The following is a 23471-nucleotide window of genomic DNA, read 5'->3' as shown; positions in this document are numbered from 1 at the left end:
GCTGCGTAATTCTTTGGCTGCGGTACGGCACCGCGGTCTTTATGCGGAAGTATGTGGACGGGCTGGCCGATAAGCCGGGTTTTGTACGCCCGGACCGTTACCGGACCGGGAGCGGCAATCATCCATCTAGGGGCGCCGTTGCCGGCGTCCTCAAGCGGCCTACCCGGACACATCGGGCGGGCAGCCCTCAAACGTGTCCTGTATGGCCTTGCTCCGGGTGGGGTTTACCTAGCCGTCCCGGTCACCCGGGACGCTGGTGGTCTCTTACACCGCCTTTTCACCCTTACCTGCGGACTGCGAAAAGCAGCCGCCGGCGGTTTCTTTTCTGTGGCACTGGCCTGCGGGTTTCCCCGAGTGGGCGTTACCCACCACCCTGCCCTGCGGAGCCCGGACTTTCCTCGGCGGCAGCGGTTTCCCCAAAAGGAACCCGCGCCGACGCGATTGCCTGGCCAACCCGTCCACGGTCAACTCTACCGTCCCGCGGGCGCTGCCCGGTCCCGCACCGGCGACAGCCGACTCGCGTAGGATTAACCGGTGCTGATTCTGCTCCCGCCCTCCGAAGGAAAAACCCCCGCCGCGTCCGGGCCGGTTCTTGACGCCTCCCGGCTGCATTTCCCGCTGCTTGGCGAACCCCGCGCGCTGGTACTCAAGGCCCTGGCGGAAGCCAGCAGTTCCGGGGATGCCCTGGCGGTCCTGGGGGTGGGTGCGACCCTCGCTCCGGAAGTGCGGCGCAACACCGCCCTGGCCACCGAGCCCTGCGCCCCAGCACACCGGGTCTACACGGGGGTCCTGTACGACGCGCTGGGCTACCCTTCCCTGCCGGCCGAGGTGCAGCGGCGCGCAGACGATACCGTGCTGGTGATGTCCGCCCTGTGGGGCGCCCTGGGCTTTGCAGACCCGATTCCGGCGTACCGGCTCTCGATGTCGGTGCGGCTTCCGGAAACCGGACGCCTGGCTGCGTTCTGGAAGCAGCACCTGACGGGTCCGCTCGATGACTACGCCGGCGATTCGCTGGTGGTGGACTGCCGCTCCAGCACCTACGCCGCTGCCTGGACGCCGAACCCGCAGCACACTGCCGCAGTGAACGTCTTTTCCGTCCGCAACGGCCAGCGCAAAGTGGTTTCGCACTTCGCCAAGCACACCCGCGGCGAGCTCGCCCGGCATCTGCTCCTGCGCGCCGGCACCGAGCCGGCAACGCCGCAGGAGCTCCTGGCCGCCGCACAGGAAAAATGGGAGGCCGAACTGGTACCCCCGGTAGGCCGGAAGCCATACCAGCTCAACCTCATCCTGGCGGAGTAGACGCTAGCCCGCCACCAGTTCCACTTCGAAACCTTCGTCGTTTTCGAGGTAGGCGGCGTAGTGCTCTTCTCCCCCGGCGTGGGGATGCCGGTCCGCGAACAGCAGGGTCCAGCCGTGGCTGGCTGCCCGCCGTGCCAGAAGCTCGACGTCGGCCTCCGAACCGGCGCGGAACGCCAGGTGGTTAAGGCCTGCCCGCATGCGGGAATAGGGACCCCGTTCGACGTCGGGGCCTTCCTCCAGGACGATGTACCCCTCGGCGCCCTGCCAGCTGGCGCCGGTGGTCCAGGTGTCCTTCCGGACGTAGCCGAGCCGCTCAAGCAGCCAGCCAAGGGACTTTTCCGCCGCGGCGAAGTCGTTGACCCAGATCTCCGCGTGATGCAGGCGCCCCGTGGGTACGGCCGCAGGAGCGGGAGACGAGGCTGCTTCCAGCACCGCCGCGGCAGCCGCTGCCTTCATGTCGGCACCGGCGCGCGGCTTCCACGGGACTCCCGCGGTTCCGGCGTCCATCGCCTCATTGGACAGCCGGTCGGCGTCCTTGTTCAGTTCCCGCGGAATCCACTGGTATTTCACCCGCTGCGGATTAACGATGGACCGGGCCTTTGCCGCCAGCTTCTGCATGTCTGCATGCTTGATCTTCCAGCGGCCGCTCATCTGCTCGACCACCAGCTTGGAGTCCATCTTGGCCAGGATCCAGCAGTCGGGATCGATGCTGTGGGCCAGTTCCAGCGCTGCGATAAGGCCGGAATACTCCGCGACATTATTGGACACCCGGCCCACGTATTCGGCCTTCTCCGCCAGGATGCGCCCGGTGTCGGGATCGCGGACCAGTGCCCCGTAGCCGGCGATACCCGGGTTGCCGCGCGAGCCGCCGTCGGCTTCCACAATCAGGGTGCGGCGGGATCCGCCGGCCGGGATGCGGGCAGCCGGGGGTTCCTCGCCGGAGTCCGGCTCCGGGTCAAACAATGTCACTGCTCAGCTGCCCCACTCGGCAGAGCGGACCAGGATGCAGCCCGAATCCGGGCAGAACACAATCTCGTCATCCGCTGCCTTGCGGATATCCGCCAGGTCACCGGGGCTCAGCTGCATCCCCGATCCTTCCGAGGTGCCGTGGAACAGCCGGGCGGCGCCGATGCCGTGCTTGGACAGGGTCTTTTCGTACACCGCGAGCAGTGCCCGGTCGAAGCTGTCGGCAAGCTCTTCACGGCGGGCTTCGGCGTCGGAGCTGTCCGCAGCAATGACGGCGAGTTCGGCGTCGCGCTTCTCCTCCAGTTCCCGGCGTTTCTCGTGCAGGGCGGCCAGCGCTGCGCCGGCTTCGCCTTCGCGGGTGCGGGCAGCTTCCAGCCGTTCCATCACGTCGAGTTCAACGTCTTCGAGGTCGGACCGGCGGCGTTCCAGGGAAACGATTTCCGCCTGCAGGGCGGTGAGCTCCTTGGAGCCGCCCTTACCGCTGTCCAGGTGCTGCTGGTCACGGGCCATGCGCGCAACAACCGACGCTACGTCCGCTTCGGCGCGGGTGAGCTCACGTTCGATGTCCGCCACTTCCGTGCCGGCCGACACACGTGCGCTCTCGGCGGCGGCAACTGCACCGGCAAGGGACGCGATCTCGGGATTGTTGCTAACGTTGCGGGCCTGGTTCCGCAGGGACTTGATCCTGCTGTCCAGGGCCTGCAGATCCAGCAGCCTCAGCTGCTCCGCGGGCGATGCTTTTGCCACCGGTTACCTCCGTGTATATCCGGGCCTGCCTGGCCCGGCTCTCCTAAGCCTATGCCACCGCGGGGGATCACTTCAGCCTAGGGAGTCAGTACGAAGTCCCACGGATCGGTGTTCACCCCGCTGACGCGCACGTCAGCGGCGAAACCCTGGTCTGTCAGGACGTTTTCGAGGGCGTTCGCGGCCGGCGTCAGCCACAGCCACTCGCTGCCAAAGTGGGAGACGTCAATAAGGTAGGGACGGCCGTTCCCGGTGACGGCGCGTTCCCGAAGTTCCGACGCCGGGTGGTGGCGCAGGTCCGCGGTGACGTAGACGTCGGCGCGCTGGGCACGGACGGCGTCGAACAGGCTGTCGCCGGCTCCTCCGCACACGGCCACCCTGCGGATCAGGCCCTGGGCGTCCCCGGCCACACGGACGCCGCCCGCGACGGCCGGCATGAGGGCGAACACACGCTCGGCAAAGTCCGCCAGGGAAAGCATCTCGGGAAGATCTCCCACCCTGCCGATTCCTTCTTCCGGCAGGCCATCGCCGGCGGGAACCAGCGGGGTGACATCCCGGAGCCCGAAGGCGTCGGCAAGGACGTCGGACACTCCGCCAACGGCACTGTCACCGTTGGTGTGCACGGTCAGCAGGGCGCAGCCGCCCTCGATCAGGCGGTGCACGGTGTCGCCCTTGAACGTTGTGGCGGCCACGGAATTGACCGGCTTCAGCAGCAGCGGATGATGGGTGACGAGCAGATCGGCGCCCCATTCAAGGGCCTCGTCGATGACTTCGCGCGTGGGATCGACCGCGAACAGGATCCGCCGGACCTCACGGTCGGCGCGGCCGGCCACGAGGCCGGGGGCATCCCAGTCCTCGGCCAGCGATTCGGGCCATAATTCTTCTGCTGCCAGCAGTATGTCGCCGAGGGTGGGAACGTCGGTTTCCGGCGCCTGGTCAGTGTCCGCGCCGGCGGGCTCGTGGGGGTGATCGGCTTCCATAACTTTAGTTCTACCCTGCGGCTGTTGCCGGGCTCAATTCCGCCGCGCCTGCCGTGACGGAGGGAACACCACCGGACCCCGTTGCCGGGCACCGGGAATCAAAGCGGGCCCGGGCGCCTTGTTAAGGGCATGAAGACGTATGTACTAGGCGGAGGCTGCTTTTGGTGCCTCGATGCCCTCTACCGCAAGGTCCGCGGCGTAACCGACGTAGTTTCCGGCTATACCGGCGGAGCTGCGGACAATCCCGACTACGACAGTGTGAGCGCCGGGATCACCGGACACGCGGAGGTGGTGGCGGTGACCTTTGACGAGGATGTCATCCCCCCGGAAGTCATCCTGGACATGTTCTTTTCCCAGCATGATCCCACTACCCTGAACCGCCAGGGCTACGATGTGGGCACCCAGTACCGGTCGTCCATGTTCTACCGGGACGAGGACCAGCGCAAGGAATTCGAAGCTGCGCTGGAGCGGGCCCGGGAGAACTGGAAGGACCCCATTGTGACCGAGATCGTACCCCTTCCCCGGTTCTACCCGGCGGAGGACTTCCATCAGGATTTCTATGCAAAACACCCCGGCCAGGGGTACTGCCAGGTGATTATTAATCCGAAACTGGCGAAGGCCCGCAAGTATTACTCCGAATGGCTTCAGGACTAGGGCCGTGCAGCCGCCCCGATAGGCTGGAAGGCAGAACTGAGTTCGGCTTTTTAAGTCCGGCTTTTTGAGCAACGTTGAAGGAATAGAGGAAACCATGGCTCGTATTTATGACGATGTAACCCAGCTCGTAGGCGGCACCCCGCTGGTCCGCCTGAACCGGCTCGCCGCCGGGCTCCCCGCCCAGGTGGCCGTAAAGCTGGAGTTCTACAACCCCGCCAACAGCGTCAAGGACCGGATCGGCGTGGCCATTGTCGACGCCGCCGAGAAGGCCGGCGCGCTTCAGCCCGGCGGCACCATTGTGGAGGGTACCTCCGGCAACACCGGCATTGCCCTGGCCATGGTGGGCGCCGCCCGCGGCTACAAGGTGATCCTGACCATGCCGGAGACCATGTCCACCGAGCGCCGGGTCATGCTGCGCGCCTACGGTGCCGAAATTGTCCTTACCCCGGGCGCCGAGGGCATGCGCGGCGCGGTGGAAAAGGCCAAGGAAATCGTGGCCACCACTGAAAACGCCATCTGGGCCCAGCAGTTCGCCAATGAAGCAAACCCGGCGGTACACCGCGCCACCACGGCTGAAGAGATCTGGGCCGATACCGACGGCAGGGTGGACATCTTCGTTGCCGGCATCGGCACCGGCGGAACCATCACCGGCGTCGGTCAGGTCCTCAAGGAACGCAAGCCGGACGTGAAGATCGTGGCGGTGGAGCCCAAGGACTCCGCCATCCTCAACGGCGGCTCCCCCGGCCCCCACAAGATCCAGGGCATCGGTGCGAACTTCGTACCCGAAATCCTCGACACCACCGTCTATGACGAGGTCTTCGATGCCTCCATCGAGGATTCCGTCGCGACGGCCCGTGCACTGGGCACCCAGGAAGGCATCCTGGGCGGCATTTCCTCGGGAGCCATTGTCTGGGCGGCGCTGGAACTCGCCAAGCGCGAAGAGAACGCCGGTAAGCTGATTGTTGCCACCGTCTGCGACTTCGGAGAGCGCTACATCTCTACCGTCCTCTACGACGACATCCGCGGATAGTCCGCGTTCCGCCCCTTGCCGGACGGATCATCCGAGCAGAAAGTTCTCTGTGAGTCTGTTAGCCCGACTGCGTGAAGACCTCGACGCCGCCGCATCGCACGATCCGGCGGCCCGGGGCTCGCTCGAAAACCTCGTTGTCTACTCCGGCCTGCACGCAATCTGGATGCACCGGCTGACGCACCGCATGTGGGCCCGTCCGGCGCTGCGGTTCCCGGCCCGAGTGCTGTCGCAGGTGACACGCTTCGCCACCGGCATCGAGATCCACCCGGGTGCGACCATCGGCCGCCGGTTCTTCATTGACCACGGCATGGGCGTGGTCATCGGCGAAACCGCCGAGATCGGCGACGACGTGATGCTCTACCACGGGGTGACGCTGGGCGGGCGGTCACTGGCCAAGGTCAAGCGGCATCCGACCATCTGCGACGGCGTCACCGTGGGCGCAGGAGCAAAAATCCTGGGACCGGTGACCATCGGCGCCAATAGCGCGGTGGGTGCCAACGCCGTGGTGGTCAAGGACGCTCCGGCGGATTCGATCATCACCGGCATCCCCGCCAAGTGGCGGCACCGCGACACCAAGATGACCCAGCCCGCGGTCGATCCCGCCGAGTACATCGACCCGGCCATCTACATTTAGCCGGACGGTATCCGGCCGGACTCGGCAAAGGAAAGGCCCGCAGCATCCGCTGCGGGCCTTTTTCGTGCCGGTGGACCTTAGTGTGTGTCCACTGCCTCGACTTCGGCGCGGTCCTCGCCCCACATGGTGTGGAACGTTCCTTCGGCATCAACCCGGTTGTACGTGTGCGCGCCGAACAGGTCGCGCAGACCCTGGGTGAGTGCCGCCGGAAGGCGCTTGCGGCGCAGGCCGTCGTAGTAGGCCAGCGAGGAGGAGAACACCGGAACGGGGATACCCAGCTGCACGGCTACGGACACCACGCGGCGCCAGGCCGGCACGGCGGCGGCGATGGACTCCGCGAAGGCCGGGGCGAACAGCAGATTGGCGGGGGCTTCGCTGCCTGCGTAGGCCTTCATGATGTCATCGAGCAGTTCGGCGCGGATGATGCAGCCCGCCCGCCAGAGCGAGGCGATTTCATCCAGCTTCAGTTCCCAGCCGTATTCCTTCGCGGCAGCGTTAAGCATGTCGATGCCCTGCGCGTAGCTGACCAGCTTGGACGCGTAGAGCGCCTGGCGCACGTCGTCCACGAACGTAGCGGGAAGCTCGACGGCGGATTCCGCGCCCTGGAGTGTTTCCTGTGCCACCTGGCGCTGGCCGCGCTGGGAGGACAGCGCGCGTGCGAAGACGGACTCGGCAATCGCCGAGACCGGGGAGCCCAGGTCCAGGCCCGACACGACCGTCCAGCGTCCGGTGCCCTTCTGTCCGGCGGAGTCCACCACTACGTCCACAAAGGGCTTTCCGGTCCGGGCATCCACGTGGCCCAGGACCTCGGCCGTGATTTCAATCAGGAAGGAACTGAGCTGGCCCGTGTTCCACTCGTTGAAAATCCCGGCCTGCTCGGCGGGCTCGATGCCCGCGGCAGAGCGCAGCAGGTCATAGGCCTCGCCGATCACCTGCATGTCTGCGTACTCGATGCCGTTGTGCACCATCTTGACGAAGTGGCCGGCGCCGTCGGTGCCGATCCAGGTGCAGCAGGGCTCGCCGTCGTACTTTGCTGCGATCTTCTCCAGCATCGGACCCAGGGAGTCGTAGGACTCACGGGAGCCTCCGGGCATGATCGAGGGGCCCAGGAGGGCGCCCTCTTCACCGCCGGAAACGCCGACGCCCACGAAGTGCAGGTCCTTTTCGGCCAGTGCGGCCTCGCGGCGGCGGGTGTCTTCGAAGTGCGAATTGCCGCCGTCGATCACGATGTCGCCCGGCTCCAGCAGCGGCACGAGCTGGCTGATGACCGAGTCCACGGGCGCGCCGGCCTTGACCATGATCAGGACGCGGCGCGGCTTCTCCAGCGAGTCGACCAGTTCCTGCAGCGTCTCGGTACGGATGAAGTCTCCCTCGTCACCATGCGCGGAAAGCAGGGCGTCCGTTTTCTCGATGGAACGGTTGTGCAGGGCCACCGTGTAACCGTTGCGGGCGAGATTGCGGGCGAGGTTCGCACCCATGACGGCAAGGCCGGTTACACCAATTTGTGCACTCAAGTTCTCTCCAGGGATGGTCGGGTGCCCGGTGGGCACGGGGCCGGCGCAGAAGAAGCGCGCCGTGTTCACGCTCCAGCCTATGCTTCTTCGCCTGCCTGCCGCCACATTGGCACGGGGCTCACCCGCCGGCTTCGTAGCCGTTGACCGTTGAGGCAACACCCTCCACGGCCTCGATCCCTTCCGGGAGGGTGGAATTCCGGGAGCTGAGCACAACGATGCTGTAGTCGCTGCCGCCGGTGCGGACAAAACCGGCGCTGCCCACGTTCCACGCGGCGTCGTCGTCCTGCAGCCAGCCGTTCTTCAGTGCCACTTCGGCACCGTAATCCTGAACCCCTGCACTGATACCCCAGTTCTGCTCCGGGCAGACGTTTTCCATCAGTCCGACGGCGAACTCCAGCAGGTCCGCGTCCAGCCAGTCGGCACCCTGTGCGGCGGTCCGGGCGATCCGCAGCTGGTCCTGAGCCGTGGTTTCATTGGCGCCCCAGGTTTCACCGGCTTCCGTATCCGAAACGCCGATGAGTTCGTAGGTTCGGTTCAGCTCCGTCCGGCCTCCCACCCGGCGGTATAGCTCGCTGGTGGCGCCGTTGTCGCTGTATTCGATCATCATCGCTGCCAGGTTCTCTTCCTCCGCCGTGAGGCTGCGCTGTTCCGCGGTCGCCTGCCGGACCAGTGTGAGGAGGATGGGAACCTTGACCAGGCTCGCTTCAAGGTAGCGGCCGTCCGGGTTATAGCTCCAGGAAGCGCCGGTACGGTTATCCTGGACGGCGACGGAGAAGTCCGCCCCGGTGTCCGCGGCCAGCTGTTCAAGCTCGGCGGCAACCGTCTCGGGCGGAGCCGCCGGTGTGGCAGCAATGCCCTCCGGGTCCGGGCCGGCGGACTCCGCCACCGGTGCCTCCTCCGGCCCGGCGCAGCCCGCCAGCAGGAGCAGTCCGGCCAGCACCGAGCAGACGGTCTTTTGCCCCTTCAATGACTCAGCCATTTCCCCCTTTGTCCTGTTTTGCCTTCTTCCGTTTCCCTCCTCGAGTGGAGGTCCTCTGGGTTAAACGACAAAAAACCGCCGTTACCTCCCGCATGTGCGGAAAATAACGGCGGCCTGTCTTGTGGGTCCTACCGGGATCGAACCGATGACATCCACGGTGTAAACGTGGCGCTCTACCAGCTGAGCTAAAGACCCGAAACATGTTGCCCGGCCGGGGGAAAAGTTTTCCGCAGGCCCTGCATCACGAGGAACTACGTTACCGCAAAACCGCGGCGGATGCCTAATCGGCGGTTTCCTGCGCCCCGGCCGGCAGGTCCGGAAGGTTTGCCGCCAGCCAGGTCAGGGCCGTACTGACCCCCATATCCAACTTGAGGGTTGCCAGCGGGTCCCCCCGGGTGGTCCCCCGGTTGATGATGACCACCGGTTTGCCGGCCTTCACCGCGTACCGGACGAACCGCAGCCCGCTCATCACGGTCAGTGAGGAGCCCGCGACCAGCAGGGCCCCGGCGTCGTCCACCATGGCGAAGGCCCGGGCCACGCGATCCTTGGGGACGTTCTCCCCGAAGTACACAAAGTCCGGTTTGAGCATTCCGCCGCAGACGGGGCAGTCCGCCACCACGAAGTCTTCGGTATCGGCAATATCGGCATCGGCGTCCGGGGCGATCCCACCGCCGAGCCGCGCCCGCTCGAGATAGCCGGGGTTCAGTTCCTGCAGCAGCCCGGCAACCTCCGACCGGGAAAAGCCCGAGCGGCAGTCCAGGCAGACCACGCGGTCGTAACGTCCATGCAGGTCGATGACGTTGACGCTGCCGGCGTCCGTGTGCAGCCGGTCCACGTTCTGGGTGATCAGGCCCGAGAGCAGTCCCCGCCGTTCCAGGTCCACGACTGCCGCGTGGCCGGGGTTGGGCTCGGCATGGCGCAGGTGGTGCCAGCCTACGTGGTTGCGGGCCCAGTACCGCCGGCGCAGGTCCTGGTCCCCGACGAACTGCTGGTAGGTAAGGGGGTTGCGCGGCGGCGCGTCGGGCCCCCGGTAATCGGGAATGCCGGAGTCCGTACTCAGCCCGGCACCGGTCAACAGTGCCAGGCGCCGCCCGCCCAGGTAGTCGACGGCGCGCTCGAGGAGCCGCAGTTCAGCCTCCGTGGGCGCGGGGACGGATTCGAGGGCGCCGCCGCTTGCAAAGCCCGTGAGTCCGAGGCCCGGGCGGGAGTTCTTCGGCTCCGGCTGTTCGCTCACAGTTCCTCCAAAGCGGTGCGGTACTGCTCGAGCGGGCGCGCGGCCCCCGGCTCGGAACGGATGCAGGCGCGGAGAACGCCTTCCCCGTCTATAACGAAGCTGGCCCGTGATGCGAGCCCCCGCCGGGCATCAAAGACACCAAAGGCGCGGGCCGCCGCCCCGTGCGGCCAGAAATCCGAAAGCAGGTCAAAGCCGAACCCTTCCTGCTCCGCCCAGGCTCGCAGGGTGTATTTCGAATCACACGAAACGGCCAGCAGGCGCACTCCGGCGTCGTCGAACAACGCACGTTCCGCCTGCAGTTCCGCGAGTTCACCGCGGCAGACCGAAGAGAACGCGAACGGAAAAAAGACCAGCACGACGCCGGAGCCCCGCAGACCGTCCAGCCGGACCTCTTCGCCGAACTGGTTGGGGAGGCGGAAATCCGGGACCGCAGCACCTGCCATGGGCAGGTGCGCAGTCACTTCTTGCGCCGGCTCACCAGGCGGGTGGCCGCCCAATCATCGGTGACGCCGGGGGACGTGGTGACGTGCAGCCCCGCCGTGGGGGCCGCTTCCTCGATGTCGGCCGGAGGAACGTAGCCGTCCCGTCCGGACTTCGGAGTCAGGACCCAGACCACGCCGCCGTCGTCGAGCGTGGTCAGCGAGTCCACCAGCGCATCCACGAGGTCTCCGTCGTCGGCCCGCCACCAGAGGATGACCCCGTCCACAACGTCGTGGTCCTCTTCGGTCAGGAGCTCGCCGCCGATGAGGTCCTCAAGGTCCTCGCGGAAGTCGAAGTCCACATCCTCGTCGTAGCCGTACTCCTGGACCAGGTCACCGTCCTTGAAACCCAATCTGCTCGCCACGTTTTCCTCAGTGACGGCCTCGGCCTCGCTCACTTCACTCCTCCTGGTTGACTGCATAAATACAAGGGAATCACACATTTGCCTGATCTGCGCGGTCTCAGTCTCAACGAAACACCTAAAACCCGCAGGCTTCAAGGGTTCGGGGACTGTACGCCGTCAGCGATGACTGCTGTGCAGGCTACGCATCGACGGCGGCTCGGGACTAGAGTGGAATACAAGGGGCGTGCTGGCGCGCATACGCGCAAGCGAAGATCCGGCGGACACCGGCCGGATTCCACAGAACAATGTCGCAGACACAATCTGTACATGAGAGAGGTTGGCCGTGGCCGCAGAAGACACAACGGACATCCTGAGCGGGTTAACAAACCAGCTGCCGGACCGTGATCCCGAGGAAACCGCAGAATGGATCGAATCGCTCGATGAGCTGATCCGTTCGCAGGGCACAGAACGTGCGCAGTACATCATGCGTTCACTGCTCCAGCGTGCCGGTTCCCAAAGCGTGGGCGTGCCGATGGTAACCACCACCGACTACGTCAACACGATCCCGGTTGATCAGGAACCTGAATTCCCCGGCGACGAGGAAACCGAACGGCGATACCGTGCCTGGCTGCGTTGGAACGCGGCCATCATGGTGCACCGGGCCCAGCGCCCGGGGATCGGCGTCGGCGGGCACATTTCTACGTACGCCGGAGCGGCGACCCTGTACGAGGTGGGCATGAACCACTTCTTCCGGGGCAAGGACCATCCGGGCGGCGGAGACCAGATTTACTTCCAGGGTCACGCCTCCCCCGGCATGTACGCCCGCGCCTTCCTCGAAGGCCGCCTGTCCGAAGAGGACATGGACGGCTTCCGCCAGGAGAAGTCCCGCGAGGGGCATGCCCTGTCCTCCTACCCGCATCCGCGCAGCATGCCGGATTTCTGGGAGTTCCCGACGGTTTCCATGGGCATCGGTCCCATGAACGCCATTTACCAGGCACAGTCCAACCGCTACCTGCAGAACCGCGGCATCAAGGACACCTCCGATCAGCACGTGTGGGCGTTCCTTGGCGACGGCGAAATGGACGAGCCGGAATCGCGCGGCCTGCTGCAGCTTGCAGCCAATGACAAGCTCGACAACCTGACGTTCGTGATCAACTGCAACCTGCAGCGCCTCGACGGCCCGGTCCGCGGCAACGGCAAGATCATGCAGGAACTGGAAGCCTTCTTCCGCGGTGCCGGCTGGAACGTCATCAAGGTTGTCTGGGGCCGCGAGTGGGATGACCTGCTCAGCCGTGACAAGGACGGCTCGCTGGTGGACATCATGAATGCCACCCCCGACGGCGACTACCAGACGTACAAGGCAGAGTCCGGCGGGTTCGTGCGCGAGCACTTCTTCGGCAAGAGCCCGGAGACCAAGGAACTGGTTGCCAACCTGACGGACGAGGAGATCTGGAACCTCAAGCGCGGCGGCCATGACTACCGCAAGGTCTACGCCGCGTACAAGGCCGCCATGGAATTCAAGGGCGCTCCGACGGTCATCCTGGCCCACACGGTCAAGGGCTACGGCCTGGGTACGCACTTCGAGGGCCGCAACGCGACCCACCAGATGAAGAAGCTGACCCTGGACGACCTGAAGGCCTTCCGCGACCACCTGCGGATTCCGATCAGCGACGAGCAGCTCGAAGCCGACCCGTACCAGCCTCCGTACTACAACCCGGGAGCGGACGCCCCCGAGATCAAGTACATGCTCGAACGCCGGCGCGAACTGGGCGGCAACGTCCCCGAGCGCCGGGTGAAGCACGAACCGGTCCACCTTCCGGACGAGAAGGCCTACGAAGTTGCCAACCGCGGCTCCGGCAAGCAGATGGCAGCCACCACCATGGCGTTCGTCCGCCTGCTCAAGGACCTGATGCGGGACAAGGAATTCGGCAAGCGCATTGTGCCGATCATTCCCGATGAGGCCCGCACGTTCGGCATGGACTCGTTCTTCCCCACGGCTAAGATCTACAACCCCAAGGGCCAGAACTACCTGTCCGTGGACCGGGACCTCGTCCTGGCCTACAAGGAGTCCCCGCAGGGCCAGATCGTGCACGTGGGTATCAACGAGGCAGGCTCGATCGCGGCCTTCACCGCGGCCGGCACCTCCTACGCCACCCACGGCGAGCCCCTGATTCCGGTCTACGTGTTCTACTCGATGTTCGGTTTCCAGCGCACCGCCGACTACATCTGGGCGGCAACCGACCAGATGGCACGCGGGTTCCTGATCTCGGCTACTGCCGGCCGCACCACCCTGACCGGTGAAGGCCTGCAGCACGCCGACGGCCACTCCCCGATCCTGGCCTCCACCAACCCCGCGGTGAAGACCTACGATCCGGCGTACGGCTACGAGATCGGACACATTGTCCGGCACGGCCTCGAGGAAATGTACGGCCCGGATTCCCAGGATCCGAACGTCATCTACAACCTCATGGTCTACAACGAGCCGATCCAGCAGCCCAAGGCCCCCGAGGACCTGGACGTGGAAGGCATCATCAAGGGCATCTACCTGCTTGCACCGGCAAAGATCGACGGCCCGCGCACGCAGCTGCTGGCCTCCGGCGTTGCCGTGCCGTGGGCCCTGGAAGCCCAGAAGCTCCTGGCCGAGGACTGGGGTGTCTCGGCCGATGTCTGGTCCGTGACTTCCTGGAACGAGCTCCGCCGCGACGGCCTTGCCGCCGAGGAGGAAGCCTTCCTTAACCCCGGCTCCGAGCCGCGGGTGCCGTTCGTGACCCAGCAGCTGGCCGGCGCCACCGGCCCGATTGTCGCTTCCACGGACTACATGAAGGCCGTCCCGGACCAGATCCGCCAGTTCCTGCCGAACGAGTTCGCCACCCTCGGTGCCGATGACTTCGGTTTCGCGGACACCCGTGCAGCTGCACGCCGGTACTTCAAGATCGACAGCCACTCGATGGTGGTGCGGGCACTTGAGATGCTCGCCCGCCGCGGTGAAGTCGATGCGAATGCCCCCAAGGAGGCAATCGAGAAGTACCACCTGCTGGATGTCAACGCCGGCACCAGCGGAAACGCCGGGGGCGACGCCTAGGCGTCCTGCCGGTTTTCCATCCCTCGGGAACCAAAAAGGAACCGCCGCATCTGCGGCGGTTCCTTTTTTGGCTGCCGCCCCGGCACGCGAAGACATTTCGTGCCGTTAGTTCGGAAACCACTCGTTGACAAAGGGACGCAGTCCCGCAGGCTGATCCAGTGCACCCGGGGCCCGGCCCACGGTGTCTTGGCTGCCGGTCCAGGCAGGCTGCGACCGTCGACGAAGGGACAACGATGTCCGCTCCAGTCCTCTCCATCCTGATTTTGGTGGCCATGTTCATCCTGGCCACCGTGTTGCCCCTGAACATGGGTGCGCTGGCCTTTGTGGGGGCCTTCCTGCTGGGCTTCGTGTTCCTTGGCATGAGCACCGAGGACATCCTGGCCAACTTTCCCGGCGGTTTGTTCCTGACGATTGTCGGGGTGACGTATCTGTTCGCCATTGCGCAGAACAACGGCACCATCGACCTGCTTGTGCGCGGTGCCGTAAAGCTCGTCGGCAACCGGGTGGCCCTGATTCCCTGGATCATGTTCGCCGTCACCGCCGTGATCACAGCCGTCGGCGCGCTGTCCCCGGCCGCCGTCGCGATCGTGGCACCGATCGCCCTGGGTTTCGCCGCCAAGAACAAGATCAACCCGTTGATGATGGGCATGATGGTCATCCACGGCGCGCAGGCCGGCGGATTTTCCCCGATCGCCGTCTATGGCGTCACGGTCAACGGCATCATCGCGGAGACGGACCTGGAGTCCAGCCCCTTTGCCGTCTTTATGTCGAGCCTGCTTTTCAACACCTTCATCGCGCTGATCCTGTTCTTCGTCCTCGGCGGCAGCAGGCTGCGCCGCAGCACCGCGGGTGCCTTCACGGAGCAGGTCGCGCAGGCCCGGATGAATCTCAGTGTGGCCGGCCGTCCCGACGTCGCCTTCAAGGGAACCGGTTCCGGCATCTACGGTCCACGGGATCCCGCCGGTGACGGGCTTACCGCCACGAAGACACGCAGCGAGACCCTCCCCCAGATTGCCACCATCGCCGGGCTGATCACCCTGGCCGTGGTTGCACTGGGCTTCAAGGTGGATGTGGGCTTCGTGTCCATCACCATCGCCATGGTCCTCGCCCTCGTCTCCCCGCAGGCGCAGAAAGGGGCAGTCAACAAAATCAGCTGGACCACTGTCCTGCTGATCTGCGGCATGCTCACTTTCGTCGGCGTCCTGCAGGAGGCAGGCACTATCGAGTATGTGTCCGACGGCGTTGCCGGCCTGGGCATGCCGCTGCTGGCGGCGCTGCTCATCTGCTACATCGGCGCCGTCGTGTCCGCCTTCGCGTCCTCAACCGCCATTCTTGCGGCGCTGATTCCGTTGGCCGTGCCGTTCCTTTCCTCCGGGGAGATCGGTGCCGTGGGCCTCATCTGCGCACTGGCCGTTTCCTCAACCATCGTGGATGTTTCGCCCTTTTCCACCAACGGCGCCCTGGTGCTGGCCAACGCCCCGGAGGAGCTGGACAAGGATCGCTTCTACAAACAGATCCTCGCCTACAGCGGCATCGTCGTAGTGGCGGGACCGCTGGTGGCCTGGCTGATCATGGTGGTCCCCGGCTGGCTCTAGCCCTACTCATCAGGAAAAGAGTTCCCCATGAGCACCGAATCCGCTTCCCGCGGTCCCCTCGACGGATATCTGGTCGTCGACCTCAGCCGCGCCCTCGCGGGGCCGCATGCCGGCATGATGCTCGCGGACCTGGGCGCACGCGTCATCAAGGTCGAAACCCCCGGGACCGGCGACGATACCCGCAGCTGGGGACCGCCCTTCGTCGGTCCTGGCGATGACCAGCAGGCCACCTACTTCCTTTCCTGCAACCGGAACAAGGAATCCATCGCCCTGGACCTGAAGTCCGATGACGGCGCGGCCGTCCTGCAGGACCTGGTCCTGCGGGCAGACGTGCTGGTGGAGAACTTCCGGCCCGGCGTGCTGGACCGGCTGGGCTTCTCTCCTGCCCGGCTGCACGGGCTCAATCCCGGGCTGGTTATCCTCTCCATCAGCGGTTTCGGCCATGACGGGCCCGAGGCCACCCGCAGCGGCTACGACCAGATTGTCCAGGGCGAGGCGGGGCTCATGTCGCTGACCGGGTCCGGGGCGGAGGATCCGCAGCGGGTGGGCGTCCCCATCGCGGACCTGCTCTCGGGTATGTATGGTGCCTTCGGACTGCTGGCAGCCCTGCTGGAACGCGAGCGCACCGGAAAGGGCCAGGTGGTCCGCACTTCGCTGCTGGCCGCCGTCGTGGGCGTGCATGCCTTCCAGGGCACCCGGCACACCGTAGCCGGCGAGGTCCCCGCGGCCCAGGGCAACCACCACCCGTCGATTGCCCCCTACGGCCTCTTCTCCTGCCGGGGCGGGAAGGTCCAGATCAGCGTCGGCAGTGAAAAACTGTGGGCTACCTTCGCCGCGGCATTCGGTATCGATGCTTCCCGCCCGGAGTTTGCCGGCAATGCGCAGCGGGTACGCAACCGGCAGGCGGTGATTGACACCATCGAGGAGGCCTTCGCTGACATGGAGGCCGAACCCCTGCTGGAAAAACTCCGGGCCGCCGGCATCCCCGCCGGAAAAGTGCGCACCCTGGACGAGGTGTATGGCTGGGAACAGGTCCACTCGCAGGGGCTGGTGGTCCATGTGGAGCATCCCGTCCTGGGCACCGTGGCCCTCCCCGGCCCGCCGCTGCGCTTTTTCGACGCCGGTCAGGGCACTGAAACCACTAACCGCTCCCACTCCGCCCCGCCCCTGCTCGACCAACATGGCAGCGGGATCCGCAGCTGGCTGGCCGGGCCGCAAGGAAGTGAAACGTGAGCGTGCAGGCGCAGCGCCGCCGGCTGGATGCCAGGGGGCTGCTCGAACTGGTTGTTGATCCGGGGTCCTTCAGCTCCTGGGACGCCCCGGTGTCCTACACCCCGCACAGCGAAGCGTACGAAAAGGACCTGGAAGCGGCCCGGCGGAAGACCGGTGAGGACGAATCCGTGCTGACCGGTGAAGGCCTCGTCCAGGGGCGGCGTGTGGCCCTGGTTGTCTGCGAGTTCGGGTTCCTGGGCGGCTCCATCGGAGTAGCCGCGGCGGACCGGCTGACCGAAGCCGTCGAACGCGCCACCCGGGAAGGGCTGCCGCTCCTGGCCGGACCGGCTTCGGGCGGCACCCGGATGCAGGAAGGCACCCTGGCTTTCCTGTCCATGGTCAAGATCACCGCCGCCGTCCGCCGTCACAAGGAAGCAGGCCTGCCCTACCTGGTCTACCTACGTCACCCCACCACCGGCGGGGTGATGGCTTCGTGGGGCTCACTGGGGCATATCACCGTGGCCGAACCCGGGGCGCTCCTGGGTTTCCTGGGACCGCGGGTCTATGCGGCGCTATACGGGGAACCGTTCCCGGAGGGCGTGCAGACCGCAGAAAACCTGAGGGACCACGGACTGGTGGATGCGGTGCTGCCCCCGGAAGAACTGGCCGGCACCGTCCACCGCGCCCTGTCCATGCTGATGCCCGGCCCGGCTCCCTCAGTTCCCGCTCCCACCTCCCTCCGCACCAGCCCGGAACGGGTTCCGGCCTGGGAGTCCATCAGCATTTCCCGCAACCGGCACCGTCCCGGCGTGCGCCAGCTCCTGCACTTCGGGGCCGCGGATGTGTTGCCGCTGAACAGTACGGGGCAGGGCGAAAAAGATCCCGGACTGATCCTGGCCCTGGCCCGTTTCGGCCGGACGTCCTGCGTTGTGCTGGGCCAGGACCGGCAGCGCGGACCGGAACAGGCCGCCCTGGGACCTGCTTCGCTGCGCGAGGCACGCCGCGGCATGCGGCTGGCCGAAGAACTGGACCTTCCGCTGCTTACGGTGATCGACACTGCCGGTGCGGCACTCTCCAAGGAGGCCGAGGAAGGCGGCCTCGCCGCGGAAATCGCCCGCTGCCTCAATGACCTGGTCGGTCTGGACTGCCCCACGGTCTCCGTGCTGCTGGGCCAGGGGGCGGGCGGCGGGGCGCTGGCGCTGCTGCCGGCGGACCGCACGGTCGCCGCCCAGCATGCCTGGCTGTCCTCGCTGCCGCCGGAGGGCGCCAGCGCCATCGTGTACCGGGACACCCTGCACGGTGCCCAAATGGCCGAGCAGCAGGGAGTGACGGCCTTCGCGCTGGCCTCCCACGGGATTGTGGACCATACAGTGGCCGAACTTCCCGATGCCGCCGCCGAGGCCCCGGCCTTCTGCCGGCGGATGGCCCGGGCCGTGGAATACGAGCTGGCATCACAGCGCACCGTCCCCGCGGCCGAGCGGCTGGCCCGGCGCACCGGGCGGTTCCAGCGGCTGGGGTCGGCGCTGTAGTGCCGCCGATACTGCCGGCCTAGCGAAGTTGTAGCCTTCACACAAAATAGCGGTTGAACGGTGCAGGCCGTAAGCTCGCAGGTATGCCAGTGCGTCCCCCTAAGTCCGCTGCCTCAGCGCCGCCCGAAGCAGACCAACCCACAGTCGAGCGACTGAAAGCGAATATCGGCAAGCTTTCGACCGCCACCCTGCAGCAGCTGGACATCTCCCTGCCCTGGTACCGGGGGCTGCGCCCGGACGAGCGCTCGGCGCTGGGCATGGTTGCGCAGAAGGGCATCGCGTCCTTCGTGAACTGGTACCAGCGTCCTGCCTCGCCCGCCTGGGTCCTCAGCGATGTCTTCGGTACCGCGCCGACCGAACTTACCCGTTCGATCAGCCTGCAGAAGGCCCTGCAGCTGATCCGGGTGGTGGTCCAGGTGGTGGAGGACCGGGTGCCGGAGCTTGCCGGCAGCGAAGTCCAGTCCAAGCTGCGCGAAGCGGTGCTCCGCTACTCCCGCGAGGTGGCGTTTGCCGCTGCGGACGTCTATGCCCGTGCGGCCGAAACCCGCGGCGCGTGGGACACCCGGCTGGAGGCACTCGTTGTCGATGCCATCCTGCGCGGCGAGAGTTCCGATGCGCTGCGCTCCAGGATCGCCGCCGTCGGGTGGACCTCGACGGCGCCCGTCACCGTGATGGTGGGCGGCTCCCCCGCCGAAGCCAATGCCACCTTCGTGAATGAACTGCGCCGGGCCACGGGCCGGCTGGCGGAAGACACCCTCGTCGGCATCCAGGGCGAACGGCTGATCCTGGTCCTGGGCGGCCTGGAAGACAAGGCGTTCTCCTACACCCGCCTGTCGGAGCTGTTCGGTCCGGGACCGGTGGTGTACGGCCCGCCGGCACTGTCGCTGGTCGAGGCCGGCCCGTCGGCCCAGGCCGCGTTCGCGGGGCTTACCGCCGCCCGCGCCTGGCCCGCTGCCCCCCGCCCGGTAGCCGCTGACGACCTGTGGCCCGAACGGGTAATGTCCGGAGACGACACCGCGCGCAAGGCCCTGGTGCAGAGCATCTATACTCCGCTGCTTGGTGCGTCCAACGGCCTGGCCGAAACCCTCAGCGCCTACCTTTCACTGGGCCATTCGCTGGAGGCCACGGCACGCGAACTCTTTGTCCATGCCAATACCGTCCGGTACCGGCTGCGGCGCGTCTGCGATGTCACCGGCTGGGACCCGATGCTGCCCCGGGAAGCCTTCGTGCTGCAGACAGCGCTGGTGGTCGGACGCCTGGCCCCCGCCGGAAAGGCAGCCCCCGAGAAGCCTGCCGCCCGGCTTTGAACCCTGTCCGTGTTCCGCCGTCGGCTTGTAGACTTCCTACAAAGCCGCCCGGGGAGCTTGGTCTACGCAAACACCCGGTACCGTCCCCTATGTTTGGAAAGCTGTATACGTGCTTGCAATCGCCTGCCCCGGCCAGGGGTCCCAAACGCCAGGATTCCTCGCGCCGTGGCTGGAACTGCCCGGCGTACGGGATCACCTTTCCGCACTGAGCGACGTCGCCGGGCTGGACCTGATTGCCCACGGCACGGTCTCCGACGAGGAAACCATCAAGGACACCGCCGTCGCCCAGCCCCTGATCGTGGCTGCCGGACTGATGGCCGCCCGGTTGCTGCTGGAGCCGGCGGCACTGACTTCCTCCACCGTCCTGGCCGGCCACTCCGTCGGAGAGATCACCGCCTCGGCCATCGCCGGTGCGCTTGGGGAACGGGACGCCCTGGTCTTCGTCCGGGAACGGGCCAATGCCATGGCACTGGCCGCAGCCGTCGAGCCCACCGGCATGAGCGCCATCCTCGGCGGGGATCCCGACGACGTCGCCGCCGTGCTGGAGGCAGCCGGGCTCACCGCGGCGAATGCCAACGGCGGCGGGCAGATCGTCGCGGCCGGAACGCACAACCAGCTCGAAGTCCTCACTGCCGCCCCGCCGGCCAAGGCCCGGGTTATTCCGCTCAAGGTCGCCGGAGCCTTCCACACTTCCCACATGGCCCCGGCAGTCACCGTGCTGGAAGCCCTGCGCCCTTCCCTTACCCCGCAGGCACCCCTGGCCACCCTGCTGTCCAACCGCGACGGCGCGGCAGTGGTGTCCGGCGACGCCAACCTGGACAGCCTCATCGCCCAGGTATCCCGCCCGGTGCGGTGGGACCTCTGCATGGAAAACATGATCGCCATGGGCGTGACCGGGCTGCTGGAGCTGCCGCCTGCCGGCACCCTCACCGGGCTGGCGCGCCGCGGCATGAAGGGCATTCCGACGCTGGCCCTCAAATCCCCAGAAGATCTAACCGCGGCCCGGGAGTTCATCCGTGAGCATTCCGGAACGCCGGCAACAACCGGAGAAGGTAACGCGTGAGCACGCCCACCCTGAAACAGTCACCCGTCAACGAATTCAGCCGGATCCACGGCATCGGAGCCTTCCGCCCCGACGTCATTGTCAGCAATGAGGATGTCTGCCAGTGGATCGATTCCTCCGATGAGTGGATCCGCCAGCGCACGGGGATCGTGACGCGGCACCGTGCGGACAAGGGCACGTCCGTGGTGGACATGGCCGAAGCCGCAGGCCGAGAGGCTTTGGAGAACGCCGGCATTGACGGATCCCAGCTGGGTGCGGTGATCGTCTCCACGGTGACCCATCCCTTCGCCACGCCGTCCGCCGCCACCCAGATCACCGAACGGCTGGGAGCAACGCCGGCACCGGCCTACGACGTCTCGGCTGCCTGCGCCGGGTACTGCTACGGCATTGCCCAGGCCGACGCACTGGTCCGCTCCGGTGCCGCCGACTATGTGCTGGTCATCGGCGTGGAAAAGCTTTCCGACTTCATCGACAACACCGAGCGCACCATCTCCTTCCTGCTCGGAGACGGTGCCGGCGCCGTCGTCGTCGGTCCCTCCGACACCCCCGGCATTGCGCCGTCCGTCTGGGGCTCGGACGGCAGCAAGTCAGGTGCCATCGGCATGACCCACTCGATGCTGGACGTGCGTGAACTCTCGCTCGCCGCCGAAGCCGACGGCGGCCTGGCCCCCGCGGACCTCTCCGCCCGGGAGACCAAACTCTGGCCCACCCTTCGACAGGACGGCCAGACGGTGTTCCGCTGGGCCGTATGGGAAATGGCCAAGGCGGCCCAGCAGGCGCTCGACGCCGCCGGGATTACCGCTGAGGATCTCTCCGCCTTCGTGCCGCACCAGGCCAACATGCGCATCATCGACGAGATGGCTAAGCAGTTGAAGCTGCCCGAGTCGGTCATCATTGCCCGGGACATCGCCGATGCCGGAAACACCTCCGCCGCATCCATTCCCCTGGCCACCTACCGCCTGCTGCAGGAGCATCCGGAACTGAGCGGCAAGCTGTCGCTGCAGATCGGCTTCGGTGCCGGCCTGGTGTTCGGCGCGCAGGTTGTTGTCCTCCCCTAGCCGCATTGCCCGCTGCTCCGGGGACACCGGCGCAGCCCACAGAACCACACCGCCCCGGCGGTTGGAATACCGGACCGGTCCCGTACCGGCACTACAAGAAAAGGAGCCAACATGGCTAGCAACGAAGAAATCCTGGCCGGCCTCGCCGAGATCGTCAACGAAGAGACGGGCCTGGCCCCCGAGGCCGTCGAGCTGGACAAGTCCTTCACCGATGACCTGGACATCGACTCCATTTCCATGATGACCATCGTCGTCAACGCCGAAGAGAAGTTCGGCGTGCGCATCCCGGACGAAGAGGTCAAGAACCTGAAGACCGTCGGCGACGCCGTGGACTTCATCTCCAACGCCCAGGCTTAACCCCACGGCGGCCGCTGCCAGGCGGCGGCCGCCCGGCGCCGCCGGCACCAGCACCAGCAACTGCTTCAAGAGAGTGAATCATGGCCCGCAAAGTAGTCATCACAGGACTCGGAGCGACCACGCCGATCGGCGGGGACGTTCCCACCATGTGGAAGAACGCACTGCAGGGTGTCTCCGGCGCCCGCACGCTGGAAGACGAATGGGTGGAGAAGTATTCGCTGCCCGTCACCTTCGCCGCGCGGGTCACCACTCCCGCTTCGGAAGTCCTTTCCCGCGTCGAAGCCAAGCGGATGGACCCCTCCACCCAGTTTGCCGTCGTCGCGGCCCGCGAGGCCTGGGCCGATTCCGGCCTCTCTGACATTGACCACGACCGGCTCGCCGTGTCCTTTGCCACCGGCATTGGCGGCATCTGGACCCTCCTTGATGCGTGGGACACCCTGCGCGAAAAGGGACCCCGGCGCGTGCTCCCCATGACCGTTCCCATGCTGATGCCCAACGGCCCGTCCGCCGCGGTCAGCCTCGACCTGGGTGCCCGTGCCGGTGCCCACACGCCCGTGTCCGCCTGTGCCTCCGGAACCGAGGCACTCCACCAGGGCCTCGAGATGATCCGCTCCGGCAAGGCTGACATTGTGGTGGCCGGCGGTGCAGAGGCCTGCATCCACCCGATGCCGCTTGCCTCCTTCGCCTCCATGCAGGCACTGTCCAAGCGCAACGATGATCCCCAGCGTGCCTCCCGCCCGTATGACAAGGACCGCGACGGCTTCGTGATGGGTGAGGGCGCCGGCGCACTGGTACTCGAAAGCGAAGAGCACGCCCTGGCCCGCGGTGCCCGGATCTACGCCGAGCTGGCCGGCACTGCCGTCACCGCCGACGCGTACCACATCACCGCGCCGGACCCCGAGGGCCTCGGCGCCACCCGTGCCCTGAAAGCCGCCCTCTTTGATGCGCGGGCACAGGCCGAGGACGTTGTCCACGTGAACGCGCACGCTACGTCCACCCCGGTAGGCGACAAGCCGGAATACACGGCACTCAAGGCCGCCCTGGGCAGTGCCCTCGACGGTGTGGCCGTATCCGCCACCAAGTCACAGATGGGACACCTCCTGGGTGCCTCCGGTGCAGTCGAAGCCGTTCTGACGGCTTTGGCGGTCTACGAACGCCAGGCACCGGCAACCATCAACCTGGACAACCAGGATCCGGAGATCCCGCTCGACGTCGTAACCTCCAGCCGTCAGCTGCGCGGCGGCGATATTGTGGCGCTGAGCAACTCCTTCGGCTTCGGCGGGCATAACGCCGTCGCCGTGCTGCGCAGCCACTAACCGGTCCGCAACGAAACAGGCGTGCGGGGCCCCCCGGGGCCCGCCGGCCCGGGGTGGTACCCCCACCGCCGGGGGTGGGCAACACCCCCCGGGGT

The 23471-nt window shown here is 66.6% G+C and carries 21 protein-coding genes, 1 tRNA gene and 1 other RNA gene; 13 read left to right on the top strand and 10 right to left on the bottom strand.

Going from position 1 to position 23471, the window contains the following annotated elements; translation table 11 throughout:
* Positions 1 to 54: 54 nt before the first annotated feature.
* Positions 55 to 457: RNase P RNA component class A (rnpB, locus tag LOC60_RS05305), an RNA gene on the bottom strand.
* Between the two features lie 77 nt (positions 458 to 534).
* Between rnpB and LOC60_RS05300 the strand changes: the two genes are divergently transcribed.
* Positions 535 to 1299 carry a YaaA family protein gene (locus LOC60_RS05300; protein WP_230023159.1) on the top strand — a complete coding sequence of 255 codons (765 nt, stop codon included), beginning with the start codon at positions 535 to 537 and terminating at the stop codon, positions 1297 to 1299.
* Between the two features lie 3 nt (positions 1300 to 1302).
* On the opposite strand, the gene LOC60_RS05295 is transcribed toward LOC60_RS05300, so the two are convergent.
* From LOC60_RS05295 to LOC60_RS05285, 3 genes are all read right to left on the bottom strand, one after another.
* Complete coding sequence (locus LOC60_RS05295) at positions 1303 to 2268, bottom strand: reverse transcriptase-like protein (RefSeq protein WP_230023156.1); 966 nt, start codon at positions 2266 to 2268, stop codon at positions 1303 to 1305.
* A 3-nt stretch (positions 2269 to 2271) separates the two neighbouring features.
* Positions 2272 to 3012 carry a zinc ribbon domain-containing protein gene (locus LOC60_RS05290; protein ID WP_230023153.1) on the bottom strand — a complete coding sequence of 247 codons (741 nt, stop codon included), beginning with the start codon at positions 3010 to 3012 and terminating at the stop codon, positions 2272 to 2274.
* 77 nt (positions 3013 to 3089) lie between these two features.
* Positions 3090 to 3989, bottom strand: coding sequence for a Nif3-like dinuclear metal center hexameric protein (locus tag LOC60_RS05285; RefSeq protein WP_230023150.1), 900 nt, complete (start codon positions 3987 to 3989; stop codon positions 3090 to 3092).
* Between the two features lie 129 nt (positions 3990 to 4118).
* On the opposite strand from LOC60_RS05285, the gene msrA reads away from it, so the two are divergent.
* The 3 genes from msrA (at position 4119) to epsC (ending at position 6307) form a co-directional block, all read left to right on the top strand.
* A complete protein-coding gene (gene msrA / locus LOC60_RS05280) occupies positions 4119 to 4643 on the top strand; it encodes a peptide-methionine (S)-S-oxide reductase MsrA (RefSeq protein WP_230023136.1) in 525 nt (174 codons plus the stop codon).
* Positions 4644 to 4737: 94 nt separating this feature from the next.
* Positions 4738 to 5673, top strand: a complete 936-nt coding sequence (gene cysK / locus LOC60_RS05275) for a cysteine synthase A (RefSeq protein ID WP_230023134.1) — start codon at positions 4738 to 4740, stop codon at positions 5671 to 5673.
* A gap of 49 nt (positions 5674 to 5722) precedes the next feature.
* Complete coding sequence (gene epsC / locus LOC60_RS05270) at positions 5723 to 6307, top strand: serine O-acetyltransferase EpsC (RefSeq protein ID WP_230023130.1); 585 nt, start codon at positions 5723 to 5725, stop codon at positions 6305 to 6307.
* Positions 6308 to 6384: 77 nt separating this feature from the next.
* Here the strand turns inward: epsC and gndA are convergent, their stop codons facing one another.
* From gndA to LOC60_RS05240, 6 genes are all read right to left on the bottom strand, one after another.
* Positions 6385 to 7821: an NADP-dependent phosphogluconate dehydrogenase gene (gene gndA / locus LOC60_RS05265; RefSeq protein ID WP_230023128.1), complete on the bottom strand. Its 1437-nt coding sequence runs from the start codon at positions 7819 to 7821 to the stop codon at positions 6385 to 6387.
* 118 nt (positions 7822 to 7939) lie between these two features.
* On the bottom strand, positions 7940 to 8800 hold the full coding sequence (locus LOC60_RS05260; RefSeq protein WP_230023125.1) for a serine hydrolase: 861 nt from the start codon (positions 8798 to 8800) through the stop codon (positions 7940 to 7942).
* Positions 8801 to 8922: 122 nt separating this feature from the next.
* Positions 8923 to 8995: transfer RNA gene (locus tag LOC60_RS05255), tRNA-Val, on the bottom strand.
* Between the two features lie 85 nt (positions 8996 to 9080).
* Complete coding sequence (locus tag LOC60_RS05250; protein ID WP_230023110.1) at positions 9081 to 10034, bottom strand: NAD-dependent protein deacetylase; 954 nt, start codon at positions 10032 to 10034, stop codon at positions 9081 to 9083.
* Entirely contained in the window at positions 10031 to 10495 is a 465-nt protein-coding gene (locus tag LOC60_RS05245; RefSeq protein WP_442860378.1) for a peroxiredoxin, read from the bottom strand. Before LOC60_RS05245 ends, LOC60_RS05250 begins: the two co-directional genes overlap by 4 nt.
* Positions 10492 to 10911: a DUF3052 domain-containing protein gene (locus tag LOC60_RS05240; protein WP_230023107.1), complete on the bottom strand. Its 420-nt coding sequence runs from the start codon at positions 10909 to 10911 to the stop codon at positions 10492 to 10494. Before LOC60_RS05240 ends, LOC60_RS05245 begins: the two co-directional genes overlap by 4 nt.
* Before the next feature lie 283 nt (positions 10912 to 11194).
* On the opposite strand from LOC60_RS05240, the gene aceE reads away from it, so the two are divergent.
* From aceE to fabF, 9 genes are all read left to right on the top strand, one after another.
* Positions 11195 to 13939, top strand: a complete 2745-nt coding sequence (aceE, locus tag LOC60_RS05235; RefSeq protein ID WP_231713195.1) for a pyruvate dehydrogenase (acetyl-transferring), homodimeric type — start codon at positions 11195 to 11197, stop codon at positions 13937 to 13939.
* Between the two features lie 233 nt (positions 13940 to 14172).
* A complete protein-coding gene (locus LOC60_RS05230; RefSeq protein ID WP_230023101.1) occupies positions 14173 to 15534 on the top strand; it encodes an SLC13 family permease in 1362 nt (453 codons plus the stop codon).
* A gap of 27 nt (positions 15535 to 15561) precedes the next feature.
* A complete protein-coding gene (locus LOC60_RS05225; protein WP_230023099.1) occupies positions 15562 to 16767 on the top strand; it encodes a CaiB/BaiF CoA transferase family protein in 1206 nt (401 codons plus the stop codon).
* A complete protein-coding gene (locus LOC60_RS05220) occupies positions 16764 to 18275 on the top strand; it encodes an acetyl-CoA carboxylase carboxyltransferase subunit alpha/beta (RefSeq protein WP_230023091.1) in 1512 nt (503 codons plus the stop codon). The genes LOC60_RS05225 and LOC60_RS05220 overlap by 4 nt, the downstream gene beginning before the upstream one ends.
* 83 nt (positions 18276 to 18358) lie before the next feature.
* Complete coding sequence (locus LOC60_RS05215; RefSeq protein ID WP_230023089.1) at positions 18359 to 19582, top strand: PucR family transcriptional regulator; 1224 nt, start codon at positions 18359 to 18361, stop codon at positions 19580 to 19582.
* Between the two features lie 109 nt (positions 19583 to 19691).
* Positions 19692 to 20645, top strand: coding sequence for an ACP S-malonyltransferase (locus LOC60_RS05210; protein WP_230023087.1), 954 nt, complete (start codon positions 19692 to 19694; stop codon positions 20643 to 20645).
* Positions 20642 to 21703 (top strand): beta-ketoacyl-ACP synthase III, encoded by a 1062-nt coding sequence (locus tag LOC60_RS05205; protein ID WP_230023085.1) that lies wholly within the window; start codon positions 20642 to 20644, stop codon positions 21701 to 21703. Before LOC60_RS05210 ends, LOC60_RS05205 begins: the two co-directional genes overlap by 4 nt.
* A gap of 111 nt (positions 21704 to 21814) precedes the next feature.
* Positions 21815 to 22060 (top strand): acyl carrier protein, encoded by a 246-nt coding sequence (locus LOC60_RS05200; protein ID WP_055240832.1) that lies wholly within the window; start codon positions 21815 to 21817, stop codon positions 22058 to 22060.
* 80 nt (positions 22061 to 22140) lie between these two features.
* A complete protein-coding gene (gene fabF, locus LOC60_RS05195) occupies positions 22141 to 23376 on the top strand; it encodes a beta-ketoacyl-ACP synthase II (RefSeq protein WP_230023083.1) in 1236 nt (411 codons plus the stop codon).
* The last annotated feature ends 95 nt before the right edge of the window (positions 23377 to 23471 follow it).

Source organism: Arthrobacter sp. zg-Y769 (genome assembly GCF_020907405.1).
GTDB lineage: Bacteria > Actinomycetota > Actinomycetes > Actinomycetales > Micrococcaceae > Arthrobacter_B.
The sequence above is the reverse complement of the archived record's forward strand: the minus strand, read 5'-3'. Positions and strand labels throughout refer to the sequence as shown.